General features: G+C 47.7%; 12 protein-coding genes, 1 pseudogene and 1 other annotated feature. Of the genes and pseudogenes, 6 read left to right on the forward strand and 7 right to left on the reverse strand.

Annotated elements, in window-relative coordinates:
• Positions 1-2 precede the first annotated feature (2 nt).
• The 3 genes from trpD to trpL form a co-directional block, all read right to left on the reverse strand.
• Positions 3-1,598, reverse strand: a complete 1,596-nt coding sequence (trpD, locus tag ACLJXE_RS11310) for a bifunctional anthranilate synthase glutamate amidotransferase component TrpG/anthranilate phosphoribosyltransferase TrpD (protein WP_410750886.1) — start codon at positions 1,596-1,598, stop codon at positions 3-5.
• Positions 1,598-3,160 carry an anthranilate synthase component 1 gene (locus ACLJXE_RS11315; RefSeq protein ID WP_410750887.1) on the reverse strand — a complete coding sequence of 521 codons (1,563 nt, stop codon included), beginning with the start codon at positions 3,158-3,160 and terminating at the stop codon, positions 1,598-1,600. The genes trpD and ACLJXE_RS11315 overlap by 1 nt, the downstream gene beginning before the upstream one ends.
• A 23-nt stretch (positions 3,161-3,183) precedes the next feature.
• Positions 3,184-3,278: a sequence feature (Trp leader region), on the reverse strand.
• On the reverse strand, positions 3,255-3,299 hold the full coding sequence (trpL, locus tag ACLJXE_RS11320) for a trp operon leader peptide (protein ID WP_212734703.1): 45 nt from the start codon (positions 3,297-3,299) through the stop codon (positions 3,255-3,257). Its footprint overlaps the feature before it by 24 nt.
• A 135-nt stretch (positions 3,300-3,434) precedes the next feature.
• On the opposite strand from trpL, the gene rnm reads away from it, so the two are divergent.
• From rnm to ACLJXE_RS11340, 4 genes and pseudogenes are all read left to right on the forward strand, one after another.
• Positions 3,435-4,313 (forward strand): RNase RNM, encoded by an 879-nt coding sequence (rnm, locus tag ACLJXE_RS11325; protein ID WP_410750888.1) that lies wholly within the window; start codon positions 3,435-3,437, stop codon positions 4,311-4,313.
• Complete coding sequence (locus tag ACLJXE_RS11330; RefSeq protein ID WP_096756817.1) at positions 4,310-4,930, forward strand: L-threonylcarbamoyladenylate synthase; 621 nt, start codon at positions 4,310-4,312, stop codon at positions 4,928-4,930. The genes rnm and ACLJXE_RS11330 overlap by 4 nt, the downstream gene beginning before the upstream one ends.
• Positions 4,931-5,707: 777 nt before the next feature.
• Positions 5,708-6,151, forward strand: coding sequence for a hypothetical protein (locus ACLJXE_RS11335; protein WP_410750889.1), 444 nt, complete (start codon positions 5,708-5,710; stop codon positions 6,149-6,151).
• 131 nt (positions 6,152-6,282) lie between these two features.
• A pseudogene (locus tag ACLJXE_RS11340) lies at positions 6,283-6,510 on the forward strand (integrase); the annotation flags it as partial.
• A gap of 59 nt (positions 6,511-6,569) precedes the next feature.
• Here the strand turns inward: ACLJXE_RS11340 and ACLJXE_RS11345 are convergent.
• From ACLJXE_RS11345 to ACLJXE_RS11355, 3 genes are all read right to left on the reverse strand, one after another.
• A complete protein-coding gene (locus ACLJXE_RS11345) occupies positions 6,570-7,145 on the reverse strand; it encodes a recombinase family protein (RefSeq protein ID WP_410750890.1) in 576 nt (191 codons plus the stop codon).
• Positions 7,146-7,360: 215 nt separating this feature from the next.
• Positions 7,361-7,675, reverse strand: coding sequence for a hypothetical protein (locus ACLJXE_RS11350; RefSeq protein ID WP_063159757.1), 315 nt, complete (start codon positions 7,673-7,675; stop codon positions 7,361-7,363).
• A 9-nt stretch (positions 7,676-7,684) separates the two neighbouring features.
• The gene (locus ACLJXE_RS11355) at positions 7,685-8,032 is read right to left on the reverse strand and encodes a hypothetical protein (protein ID WP_088731940.1); all 348 of its coding nucleotides are present in this window, start codon (positions 8,030-8,032) and stop codon (positions 7,685-7,687) included.
• 189 nt (positions 8,033-8,221) lie between these two features.
• Between ACLJXE_RS11355 and ACLJXE_RS11360 the strand changes: the two genes are divergently transcribed.
• Positions 8,222-8,428, forward strand: a complete 207-nt coding sequence (locus ACLJXE_RS11360; protein WP_410751039.1) for a hypothetical protein — start codon at positions 8,222-8,224, stop codon at positions 8,426-8,428.
• Positions 8,429-9,803: 1,375 nt separating this feature from the next.
• Entirely contained in the window at positions 9,804-10,721 is a 918-nt protein-coding gene (locus tag ACLJXE_RS11365) for a hypothetical protein (protein WP_410750891.1), read from the forward strand.
• 205 nt (positions 10,722-10,926) lie between these two features.
• Here ACLJXE_RS11365 and ACLJXE_RS11370 read toward each other — a convergent pair whose 3' ends face one another.
• Positions 10,927-12,600: a tyrosine-type recombinase/integrase gene (locus ACLJXE_RS11370; RefSeq protein ID WP_410750892.1), complete on the reverse strand. Its 1,674-nt coding sequence runs from the start codon at positions 12,598-12,600 to the stop codon at positions 10,927-10,929.
• Between the last annotated feature and the right edge of the window lie 88 nt (positions 12,601-12,688).

Below are 12,688 nucleotides of genomic sequence, written 5' to 3' on the forward strand. Positions count from 1 at the left end.
ATTTACCCTCTTGCTGCCAGTGCAGTGACACGGTCGTAAGCCGCACCGCTGCGCAGCACATTAATCACGGTTTGCGCGTTGGCTTTTAAGTCTTCTTTACCGTGCAGGCGCATTAACATGGCGACATTCGCGGCAACAGCAGCCTCATGAGCGGCCTCACCTTTACCTTGTAACAAGCGACTCAGAATGTCACGGTTTTCTTCCGGCGTGCCGCCGGCCAACTGTTCCTGATGATATGGCGTCAGGCCAAAGTCTTCCGCCGTTAGCTGGTAGCTCTTGATTTCACCATCGTGCAGTTCTGCCACTATGGTCGGCGCATGCAGCGAAACTTCATCCATTCCGCCGCTGTGTACCACGGCTGCCCGTTGATATCCCAGCACACGCAGTGTTTCGGCAATCGGCAACACCAGTTCCGGGCTGTAAACGCCGATCAGCGCCAGCGGCGGATGCGCCGGATTAATCAATGGCCCAAGTACATTAAACAACGTCCGGGTTTTCAACTGCTGGCGTACCGGCATCGCATGGCGAAAACCGGTGTGGTATTTCGGCGCAAACAGGAAACACACGCCCAGGTCGTCAAGCGCCTGGCGGGATTTATCGGCGTTCATATCCAGATTGATACCAAATGCCGCCAGCAGATCTGAGGATCCTGATTTACTGGAGACGCTGCGGTTACCGTGTTTGGCGACTTTTAATCCACAGGCCGCCGCGACAAACGCACTGGCGGTGGAAATATTGATACTGTTACTGCCGTCACCGCCGGTTCCGACAATGTCGGCAAACAGATAATCCGGGCGCGGGAATGGGGCGGCATTTTCCAGCAGGGCGGTCGCCGCACCGGCAATCTCATTCGGATGCTCGCCACGCACTTTCATGCTGACCAGTGCGGCTGCCAGCTGTTCCGGCTTCAGTTCACCGCGAACGACAGCAGAGAACAGCTGGTGGCTTTCCTGCTGAGATAACGTTTGGGCCTGGTACAGTTTTTCCAGAATAGGTTGCAGCGTATTGGTTTGTTCGAGCTTCTGTTGTGCCCAGGCCAGCGTTTGCTCCAGCAGACGCGCACCCTGAGTGGTCAGAATCGATTCCGGATGGAACTGGAAGCCGCACACGCGGTCGGTGTCGTGGCGAACTGCCATCACCATGCCGTTGAAGTGGGCGTTAATGGTCAATCCGGCCGGTACGTTGCTGCCGACCAGTGAATGGTAGCGCGCTACCGGCAGTGGATTTGCCAGACCGGCGAACATCTCCTGGCCGTCGTGTTCAATGCTGGACGCTTTACCGTGCAGAATTTCACCTGCCTGACCCACATACCCGCCATAGGCTTCAACAATCGCCTGATGCCCCAGACAAATACCGATGATGGGCAGTTTGCCGCGCAGGCGGGTTAACAGCTCTGGCATGCAGCCCGCTTCACTTGGTGCGCCAGGCCCAGGAGAAAGCATCAGTACAGGATTTTTCATCGTCGCTAAACGGTCAATTAATGTCTGAGCCGGGATATGGTTACGGTAAATCACCACGTTGTGACCGTTAGTGCGCAGCTGATCTGCCAGGTTGTAGGTAAATGAGTCGATGTTATCGAGCAGCAGAATGTCAGCCATTAGAAAGTCTCCTGTGCATGGTGCGCGGTGGCGATAGCACGCAAAACGGCACGCGCTTTATTACGGGTTTCATCGGCTTCAGACTGCGGAACAGAATCAAGAACAATCCCGGCACCGGCCTGCACGGTGGCGATACCGTCTTCTACCAGGGCCGAACGGATCACAATGCAGGTATCCAGATCGCCATGGGCGGTAAAGTAGCCGACCGCACCACCATAGCTGCCCCGACGACGACCTTCGGCCTCGGCAATCAATTGCATCGCGCGGACTTTTGGCGCGCCGCTCAGCGTGCCCATGTTCATACAGGCGCGGTAAGCATGAAGCACATCCAGATCGCTACGCAGTTCGCCCACCACACGAGATACCAGGTGCATCACGAAAGAGTAACGGTCGACTTTGGTCAGGTCGGCAACATAGCGGCTACCTGGGGTACAGATACGTGCGAGATCGTTACGCGCCAGGTCAACTAACATCAGGTGCTCGGAAAGTTCTTTATGGTCGGTACGCATTTCCAGCTCGATACGACTGTCGAGATCGCGGTCCAGCGAGCCATCCGCACGACGACCACGCGGGCGGGTCCCGGCAATCGGGTAAATTTCAATCTGGCGGCTGGTGGCATCGTATTTCAACGAGCTTTCCGGCGACGCGCCGAACAGTGTGAACTCGTTATCCTGCATGAAGAACATGTACGGGCTCGGATTGCTCTTTTTCAGCACATAGTAGGCAGCCAGCGGTGACGGGCAGGGCAGCGAAAAGCGGCGGGAAGGCACCACCTGGAAAATCTCACCGGCACGAATCGCTTTCTGCATTCCGCGCACAACGGCACCAAACTCTTCATCACTCTGGTTGCATTCACAACGCATTTGCGGCACGTCGGTAACGGGCAGCGGCGGTGCGGGTTCTGTGAGCTGTTGGCTCAACTGTGCCAGACGGGTGTTAATTCGCTGTTTTTCCTCGTCATTTGGCATAAAGATGCTGGCCTGAATGCGGGTGCTTTTTTTCTGGTGGTCGATAACCATCAGCGTTTCTGCCAGATAGAAGCAGTAGTCCGGGCAACGGTTACCCGCCTCAAGCTGGGGTAAATCTTCAAATCCGGCAACCAGGTCGTAGGAAAACAGACCGCCAAAGAACATGGCTTCACGCTCTTGCGGCGGCACATTGACCAGCTCCTGCAATAAACGGAACGCGTCAAATACAGAAAGTGAGCATAAACGGGCATCCTCATCCAGCAGCGGGCTTACGCTGGGGAATGTCAACTGACGAACGTTCGGCTGTTTATCGTTTTCAACGCCCGCGGGCAAGGCTGCGTCCAGCAGAGGAAGCAGCGACGCGCCATTCGCCGACAATGCCTGAATAGTGACAGTGTCACCTAAGGCGGTAATACGCAACGCGCTGTCGACCAGCAGCAGACTCTTGAGATCATCCTTGCTGTCAATATCGGCGGATTCCAGCAACAACGTTGCCGGTCGTGCGCCACACACCTGATGAAACAGCGCGGTCGGGTTCTCACGGTAGGCGGCTTCACAGGCCAGCAGTTCGAGTGTCGGTTTTTGTGTTTGCATCGTTATTCTCATTAATTTTGTTCAAAAAAAAGCCCGCTCAGTTGGCGGGCCGGGTATCTGGTTGCATATTGCAGACGTGAGACACTGCCCGAAATCAGGAAGTGCGCCACCAACCGTGCAGAACAAAGCGTGCTTTCATCTCAGATACCTTCTTCATGTGAACTTGCGTACTAGTTAACTAGTTCGATGGAGTAAAGTCAACACCTGATTTCAGTTAATTTGTCGAAACCGCTATGATGATCGCGATACGACATTTATTGAAACGGGAGCCGCCTTGAGCGACACGAATTACGCAGTGATTTACGACCTGCACAGTCATACAACGGCGTCCGACGGACGGTTGACGCCTGAAGCGTTGGTACACCGTGCGGTAGAGATGCGAGTCGGGACACTGGCGATTACCGATCATGACACCACGGCAGCAATTCCGGCGGCAAGAGAAGAAATTTCACGTTCAGGTTTAGCGTTGAATTTGATAGCCGGCGTTGAAATTTCCACGGTCTGGGAAAACCACGAGATCCATATTGTCGGTTTGAATATTGATATCGCTCATCCCATGATGCGTGAATTCCTGGTGGAGCAAACGGCGCGCCGTCAGCAGCGCGCACAGCTCATTGCTGAGCGACTGGACAAAGCGCATATTCCGGGGGCGTGGGAAGGGGCGTTGCGTCTGGCTGACGGCGGGGCCGTCACGCGGGGCCATTTTGCTCGTTATCTGGTTGAGTGCGGAAAAGCCAGCACTATGGCGGATGTCTTTAAAAAATATCTTGCCCGTGGGAAAACCGGTTATGTTCCGCCACAGTGGTGTACAATAGAACAAGCTATTGATGTCATTCATCATTCTGGCGGTAAGGCAGTTCTGGCTCATCCTGGGCGGTACGATCTTAGCGCTAAGTGGCTGAAAAGACTGGTTGCACATTTTGCTGAACATCACGGTGACGCGATGGAAGTGGCACAGTGCCAGCAGTCTCCCAATGAACGCACCCATCTGGCGACGCTTGCGCGCCAGCATCAGTTGTGGGCATCGCAAGGGTCTGATTTTCATCAGCCGTGTCCGTGGATTGAATTGGGTCGTAAGCTCTGGTTGCCCGCAGGCGTTGAAGGCGTCTGGCAGCTTTGGGAACAGCCCGAGATCACAGAGAGGAAAGTATGAGTCAGTTTTTTTATATCCATCCTGATAACCCACAGCAACGTCTGATCAATCAGGCCGTTGAAATTGTGCGTAAAGGTGGGGTGATCGTTTATCCCACCGATTCCGGCTATGCGTTGGGCTGCAAAATCGAAGATAAAGGCGCGATGGAGCGTATTTGTCGTATCCGTCATCTGCCGGATGGCCACAACTTTACGCTGATGTGCCGCGATTTGTCAGAGCTGTCGACCTATTCATTCGTGGACAACGTTGCCTTTCGTTTAATTAAAAACAATACGCCAGGCAACTACACCTTCATCCTGAAAGGGACGAAAGAAGTGCCGCGCCGACTGCTGCAGGAAAAACGTAAAACCATTGGTCTTCGCGTACCATCCAATCCGATTGCGCTGGCATTGCTGGAAGCGCTTGGCGAACCTATGCTCTCCACCTCGCTGATGCTGCCGGGCAGTGAGTTTACCGAGTCCGATCCCGAAGAGATCAAAGATCGTCTGGAAAAGCAGGTTGATTTGATCATCCACGGTGGGTATCTCGGTCAGCAGCCGACCACGGTGATTGATTTAACCGATGATTCCCCGGTGGTGTTGCGTGAAGGTGTTGGCGACGTTAAACCTTTCTTATAAGGGCGCGAACCGCTATACTACGCGGCCTTAAAATGGCGCTGACTGGCGCCGTTGATTCTCCTGTTCGACGCCTGTGAAGGCGCACAAGATAAATATTAAATCATTTACAATCAATGAATTAATGTATTTCGGATAATGGTTGTTACCAGCTTGTGTGACAGCCATTAGACACATCTAGACTCTCATTATGTATGCACACTTTAACCCTGCTTTTTATTACTTATGCTTCACATAACTCTGTTAAGGTTACTACGTTTCGTATGTTTCCTTAAAGCTATTGGGGCTTATTGACTTCTATTGTCTAAAATCTGTTAGTTGCACATTTTCAGTACACTGGATAATCTGAAATACAGTGCTTACACCGAATCTTAACTATCAGAGAGCAGAAGCAATGCACATTACAGTTACATCACAGAATGTGGACATGCATAAGAAAAATATCCGGCGTGATGATCTCAAGGGGCTAACTTGCTTTATGCAAATGTCAAATAGTGTACGCGTTACTGCATCCCAAGATCATCAAGCCATAGTGCAGGGCGTTTTAGGGACGCCTGATAGCGACAACCATCATCAGTTATCATCCTATTGGGTCTGGAATGATGTGGACGCTGTAAAGCTGGTAGACGTGTTGTACGCAGTCGCTAACGCATAGAGCAGATAGATATGTGCCAGAGTTGCTCTATTGCCAGCTCCAGCATATCCTCTCAAAGCCTTTAGCCACATCATAAGCAAATGAAGCTGGTTTCCTGTCATGGCTGGCAATACAAGGGAAATGTGATGAAAATATTAGCCCTACTTGTTTGTTTTATAAGTTCTTTGGCATTTGCCGATGTGACAGGAGATACTCAAAAAACGAAGATTGTTATCCCACCTGATTTCTTGAAACAGTTCTTCACCATAACCAGCGTGAAAATTTCAACACTAGATGGTTATGTCCCGATAGTGGAAACAGGAAATAAGGTCGTTAAACTTCCTGCGCAACGTATAGATTCTCTCAACTATACAGTGAGAGTTGATTCAACTGATGCAGATTTTATCAATGATGTGGCTGGCAGTGACCACGGCATAAAAGGGATATTGGTTTGTAATAACCCTTCAATAAGATCACTGATTATGAGTAAAAATGCCGTTGTTTTAGTATCCGTTGAGAATAAAGAGGGGAAACCTATGTCTGTGACGCTATATGACAGCAAAAGTTGCAAGAAAAAATCGAATGCTTAGGGGTACTGTTGGTTCTTGGTTCATCGAACGGATATGCTGAATCCTAAATACATGCTCATTATAAGGATACTCAGCACAGCAATATGTGAACATCTACTCCATCGTGGCAAGAAGGGGAGCTTTACGTTTTCTATTTCCTGATTGCTGAAGGAGGTCAGGGGAAAACGGAAAATGCTACAAGACAGGTAGCCATCCATATGAAGTTAATCGAATGGGGGTTCATGGAGTACGTTGATCGCCAGTGGAAGGAATGGATATTCTCAGAAGTGGCTGGTACGAACATGACTAAGATAGGTAAAGTGTTTGCGGCACTGCGTGATCAGCTTGGTATTCCGTATTTTGATCATTATGATCTACGCGTTTACTTAGACTGCTCAGCACTTTTTTCCTAGCCACCCAATTTCAAACTACACAATTTTCAAATATCAGAGAGATGATCTGATGTCTTTAATCGATAGAAGGTGGCTTTGCTGATCGATAATCGTTCCTGCACTGCTGCTGGTGGTAGACCTTGCCCTAACAACTCTCGTACCTGTTCAACTGTCGCTTTTATAGGTCTGCCGCAATGCTTGCCCTCCGATTGAGCACGTTTGATTCCTGCTGTTCTACGCTCTGCGATCAGATCTTTTTCCAGGCTGGCAAGTCCTGCCATCATAGTGAGCATCGCTTTACCAACTGGCGTTGACAGGTCGAACCCTTCACGCAAGCTGACAACTTTCACGCCTTTCGCCTGCAACTTTTCCACAGTGGAAAGAACATCAATCGTGTTACGTCCCAGGCGGTCGATAGCAATCACGATCAACGTATCGCCTTCTCGCACATAACTGAGTAGTTCACCAAACCCTGGACGTTCTCCTGCCTTCACTGCACCACTCACTGCTTCATCGCTGAACCAACGAGTAACGCTATAACCAGCATCGGTAATCTGCTGCTTCTGATTTTCAACGTTCTGGTCGCTGGTGGAAACTCGCACGTATCCGATCACAGTAGTCATGATGTTCTCTGAGTCTCAAAAGTTTGTATCAAAATGATAGCTGTCTCAAAACTAAATATCAACCTTTTGAAACAAAGCGAAGCAGCATTCTGCCGTTGCGTCGGTGTTGTCTTATAAGGAGATGGTTTTGAGACTTGAAACGAGGAGTTGAATTCGTTTTGACGAGCGAAGATGAAAATGGCGTGATCACTCACGCCAGTCGTTGCATGAGATGATTATTCTTTGAAGAACTGTGTGACTGCCCATCCACCATGACCGCCTGGGGTAATGAAGAAAACAAACCCCTTATCGTCTACGTTTTGAATCTCAACTGCCATCGATTCTTTTAGGAGACGGCATTTACCGGAAGTGATGAGGCCCATCATACCCTGTTGGTCTTTGTCCTGGATGTAACTGATCATCTCGTAAAAGTCGGTCAGCTTTTTACAGTTAAATGTACCTTCCTTTAGGGTTGCGGTATCCCCATGACTCAATGCATAAGCGTTCGGTATCACTGACAAAAATATGGCGGCTGCGAATAGTTTTTTCATTACCGCCCCTTATAGCTCGGAGCATTCGCTGAGGTTGTAAGTGCCTTTTCTACCGTCATCATTAACCAGATGCAGAACAAAAATGAGCGGGTTGCCGTCAATGAAAGACACGGCGACATTGCCGTTGTCGGTGCTATAGAGCTTGGCAATTTGCTTCTCCCCGATGTACGAGAGATCCCAGCTTGCGTTATTTAAACTGAAGTGCATCTGAGAACCATCAATTTCAATGCTGGATTGTGCTGTGACTGTCTTCCCATTGCTACCCAGTTGCCCTTGCTGAAGAGCTTCACATTGATAGGAGCTTGCATAAGTTGACAGAGGCAGCAGTAAGAGTGCAGCAAGAGTTATCCCCTTCATAACGTTCCTTTATTCGATTGGTGTTAGACATTCATCGGGAATCAGTATAAAACCATCAATTGATAAAAACGATCGGTTTATCATTTATCAATCGATAAAATTGATCAATGTTGAAACTATAATGTCTTGCACAGTTCTTCGCTATGGATGAGTCTTGATAGACGAAAGAGCATGCACAGGAGAAATGCAGTGAGAAGAGCACTGATAGTGATATTTGGGTTACTGGTTTCACAGATGGCAGCAGCAGGACAGATCACAATGACCGATCCCCAGCAGGATACGACCGAGAATGGTAAGATGCTTTGCACCTACGAAAACAGCATCTATCTGTTCACCTACGTTACCAAAGGAAAATGCCCATATGCGAAGACATTTGATACTGCGGACTCAGAGTGAAGGGGACTTAAAATCGAAAGTGTTGTTTAATATCACGTAAAGACAGGTGTGCTTAACACCAGCCTCCAACGGCTCGATTGTTATTTCTGCTGATAACGGCACGGCGCAAGGCTTTACGCAAAGTTATTGATAGTTTCAGTCGTTACTATTTAGTTGGTTTAGCAACTTCATCCCGAATCAACGGTGCTTATTTACCTGCGAATTACCGCCGGGTTAGATGTCTTTTTGATAGGAAATACTTAGGGTTGTTGCATGGACGATTCGGAGTGAGCAGGGCGACGTTCTACCGTAGGGTCAAGAGTTTATCGGTAATCGACGCGAAGCGCCGGAACCATACTATTATGCGCTGGCCTTGGTGACAGGCTCACGCCGCGCATGAAAGATAGCCATTACAGGAGAGATCATTTTTGACAAGTTACCTTCATCAAAGGTGCTCCTCCTGTGCAGGTGCTTGTTATGCTCGCTACGCTCCCAAACATAAACCTATTAAACCCAACTAACTTAAGGTTAGCTAATTGGTTTTCTCTCTCTTGGGCTACTACCGCCCAAACTTTGCTTAATGCCATCCAGCGACTACGCCGCCATTAACAACACTCTGCAATGATCCAATGGCATTCCTGCCTAATGTCATCCACCGATCTTGATTAACCACCAACCAAACAACCACCCTAAATCCTTTAGGCTGTCTGTTTATCTGGTGCAAGGTAGCTATGACATTACCATACGTGCAAACATCCCAATCCAATCATCACTGATTGTCTCGTGCTGATGCACTTCAGTGCAGAGAGAGAATCTCTCTACTATTATAGCGAATTTGGTAGGTGTCTGTATTTAAATGAAAAAATAGTGTGAAAATCGCCATTTTTCACTTTTTTTCTCAAGAAATGGCGAGATGGTGTTCGTGAATGGAAGGCAGGGCTGTCTTCTCTGGTGGCAACTCCTACCACAGATTTTGATTTACAGCAATCATCCATTCCTGGTATAAAGAGCACTAATCGCAAAGCAAAAATGCAACACGTTGAAAATAATCAAAAACATTTTACGAAATCACCGTTTGGGTATTGACAAACGTTAGTGAAATAGTGTACTATGGTAAGTATGAAGGGGAGAAAACCTTCTGAAACTTTTCAGCCCTGGGCGGGGTAACTGCCTGGGGCTTTTTGCATCCAAAATCCGAAGGAGGCCATTATTGAAGTATTACAGCAGTGACCAGGTGTTTAATGACCTGGTGAACGGCGAAGTGAAACGCCACGTTATTTACGCATCAATGCAAGCAGCAAAATCGAGAGGGTATACAGACCGAATGGAAATGTTTCAATCTGCACTTATCCGTTATGACCAATACCGAAAGGAGAACACCAACTAAGGAGGAACATTGATTCAAGCATACGAAGACGGTTATTTTTTCAGAGATGCCCCGCAACACGATCACCCGCTTTCAGCATTTTCCAGACCTACCCAACAACTCGTTTCTTTAGATAATGTTCTGTACGTTGTCGAAGTGGAAAGTGGTGAAATTCTTCACTACGATTCGACAGAGTATTTGCTTGATGGTGGTATTGTTCAGGGTCTGCATTTGAGCTACTCGATAGCAGATACCGCTAAATCAAAACAGGCACACCGTGAATACGCTAATAAGTTGGGCGACCTTCCAGGGAATGCATCCTATAACGGGATCAAGGAATACGCAGACGTATTAACCAAGCCAGATTTCACGAAAGTATTTGCATTGTGTAACGAAGTTGACAGGCGAAACTTAGCATTTATTAAACATGCAGATCTGTGCGTAATACTGAACACCACGCCGGATCATCTCAATCGTGTTTTATCTGGTCTTGAGCGTAAACACTACATCAAAGTTGATAAAGCTGAACACCAGAAAGGCACTTTGAAAGTGTGGGTTAATCCTTCGTTTGTCTGGAAAGGCGATTTAGCAAACCGCTACTTATCTGGACACATGCAGGGCTTTCCGATTCTGGAGCGAAAACGCCCCATAAAACGCTCTGACGTGCTCGATACGCTTACGGCGGCTGCTATGGTTGCTTATGATGCCTGGCACATTGAACACGGACACAAGGTCAATCAGCCTCATTCTAATGAATGGTACGCAGAGATCACGCTGTACGACAACGCCTACGGCGAAGGTGTACGCCTTGCATCAGAAAATCAGACATTAAACAGGTTATTGAACCCGGCAACATCTGAGGATGACTACATCCGTGAGTTATTCACTACGACCCAATACCGGGAATACTTGCAAATATTAGCAAAACTAACAAGGAGAACATATTGATCGAATATTTAATAAGATACGACGCTGACTGTACTCAGAATAATGATGCTCAAGTATGATTATCGCACTCTACTGGTATCTGCTATTCCTGTTTATCTGGGATGTAATCCGCACCTTTGAACGACGTAGAAAAACAGAACGCAAAACTGAATCTCAGGATGTTTTAGGTAGTGGCTGATACTGAAAAGGGGCGTAAGCCCCTTTTTCATTTCTGGAAGTCAACCACACAAAGCAGGTCTTTTAGTGATGGGCGGTGCGTGTAAATGGACGTTACTCCTAAACTCTGTGTCCTTGAATGACCGACAACAAACTGCATCAAAGGTAAAGATACGCTTCCAGATGCAAGGCAATGGCTCACGAAAGTGTGACGAAGGCTATGTATGCGCCTTTTTAGTCCAAACTCATCATAATCAGGAACACCAGTTTCATTCATCAACTTAGCCCATTCTTCAGTAGCGGTAGTGTAGTTAGGTAAGTCAAAGAAAATTAGATCGCTATCATTAAGAGTTTCGGCAAGATTGAGCAAACCTGACTCTAAAATCCTATGGAGTGGTATCTGGCGTTGGGCTTGTTCGGTTTTCCCATCTTCTATAAAAATGTACCAGCGTGAAGTTTCTTCATCTAAACGAATGTTCCGCTTTCTGATAGAGGCAATCTCACCACGTCGAGCACCAGTATAAATGAGGGTAAGGAAGTACCATTTGCGCCAATCGTTATTTTCCAGTGAGAACAGCTTGGTCTTAAGTTTACTCAACTCAGCGTTACTGAAATGGCCTCTACGGTTTGGCTTCACCTCAAATGAGATTCCGTCGGTAGGGGATTTCTCTAACAGGTCTTTGGTGTCAACGAGGTAAGTTTTAAAAAGCGAGCGCCAGATCTTGAGATGTTTTACAACATGCTGGCTACTGATCAGGTCTTCCTCTGGAACGTCATAATCAATGCATTCAGGCAAAGATAGATGCTTATATGGCAGCTTAATACGAGTAGGTAAGTTTTCGGTCACTTTCAGCGCTTCACGAATATCTTGCTTTGTAACCCGATCAATCGGTTTATCACCAACAACGTAAATCAGTACATCAAAGAAACGCTGGTTCTCGTTAGCAATGCTTGCACGCCATTTTTGACCTTTTTCTTCAACATACCGAGTCCATGCTTCGGATAGTTTGATTTCCTGGCTTGCTGTGTCTTTAAATTCCGTTGATAAAGACTGGTTTGCTTGAACAATACTTTGCGGTGAGGATTTCAGTTTCTGCTCTTCTAACTGAGCTTGCAGTGTGGCAATGAGTTGGCGATATCGCAGCAGATCATTCGAAAAGAATGCTTCATAGGCTTGCGCGACGGTCGCGCGGCTCATATCAATAGCAGCGCCCACTTGATTAGCAAGGGGCAAATCATCCTTGGAAAGTTCAAGTTTCTTCATGTGAAGACTTGCAAGCACTTCGTTTGCCATTTGATCGCTACCATTCATCATGCGTTGGAAGTGTGCTTCTGAGTAACCTTGAGCTGCCTCAATCGTATCAGAAGCTGTTAAAGGATGGTCAGGATTCATGTTTCTGTGCCATCGTCCTAACTCTGGCAGACGCTTCACTTCGGCAACATCCCTTTCGAGTGCATGTAGAAGATAGTTGTCAAAGTCCTGCTTAGTAGCGGCTCGGTAGCCCTGTATTTTGCGTTTGAACTCATCGAGGCTCATCGTTCCATTCTGCACAAGGGCAATGAAAGGACGGATTTGGTTCATGATCACTTCTGCTTGCTTACGGCTATCAGTACCGAGACTTAAGCGCACAAAACTTGTTGAATCATTTAGTCTAAAGTTAGTGTAATATGTGCGCCCACGAATCATTGTGTGTGACAGCTTGTGTGACACGTTGTTTGCCATGCTGTGTACCATGAAAGAGTTACAGATCAGTGAGTTAAGTTGATGTTTTAGTTAACTCGTTGTTTTTGAAAGTATACCAGACGCCTGT

The sequence above is a fragment of the Citrobacter sp. U14242 genome (genome assembly GCF_046555775.1).
GTDB lineage: Bacteria > Pseudomonadota > Gammaproteobacteria > Enterobacterales > Enterobacteriaceae > Citrobacter.

What these genes read in the sequence shown, in the direction of transcription:
- trpD (WP_410750886.1), bottom strand. Translation starts at nt 1,598, where the DNA reads ATGGCTGACATTCTGCTGCTCGATAACATCGACTCATTTACCTACAAC.
- ACLJXE_RS11315 (WP_410750887.1), bottom strand. Translation starts at nt 3,160, where the DNA reads ATGCAAACACAAAAACCGACACTCGAACTGCTGGCCTGTGAAGCCGCC.
- ACLJXE_RS11330 (WP_096756817.1), top strand. Translation starts at nt 4,310, where the DNA reads ATGAGTCAGTTTTTTTATATCCATCCTGATAACCCACAGCAACGTCTG.
- ACLJXE_RS11335 (WP_410750889.1), top strand. Translation starts at nt 5,708, where the DNA reads ATGAAAATATTAGCCCTACTTGTTTGTTTTATAAGTTCTTTGGCATTT.
- ACLJXE_RS11345 (WP_410750890.1), bottom strand. Translation starts at nt 7,145, where the DNA reads ATGACTACTGTGATCGGATACGTGCGAGTTTCCACCAGCGACCAGAAC.
- ACLJXE_RS11350 (WP_063159757.1), bottom strand. Translation starts at nt 7,675, where the DNA reads ATGAAAAAACTATTCGCAGCCGCCATATTTTTGTCAGTGATACCGAAC.
- ACLJXE_RS11355 (WP_088731940.1), bottom strand. Translation starts at nt 8,032, where the DNA reads ATGAAGGGGATAACTCTTGCTGCACTCTTACTGCTGCCTCTGTCAACT.
- ACLJXE_RS11370 (WP_410750892.1), bottom strand. Translation starts at nt 12,600, where the DNA reads ATGGCAAACAACGTGTCACACAAGCTGTCACACACAATGATTCGTGGG.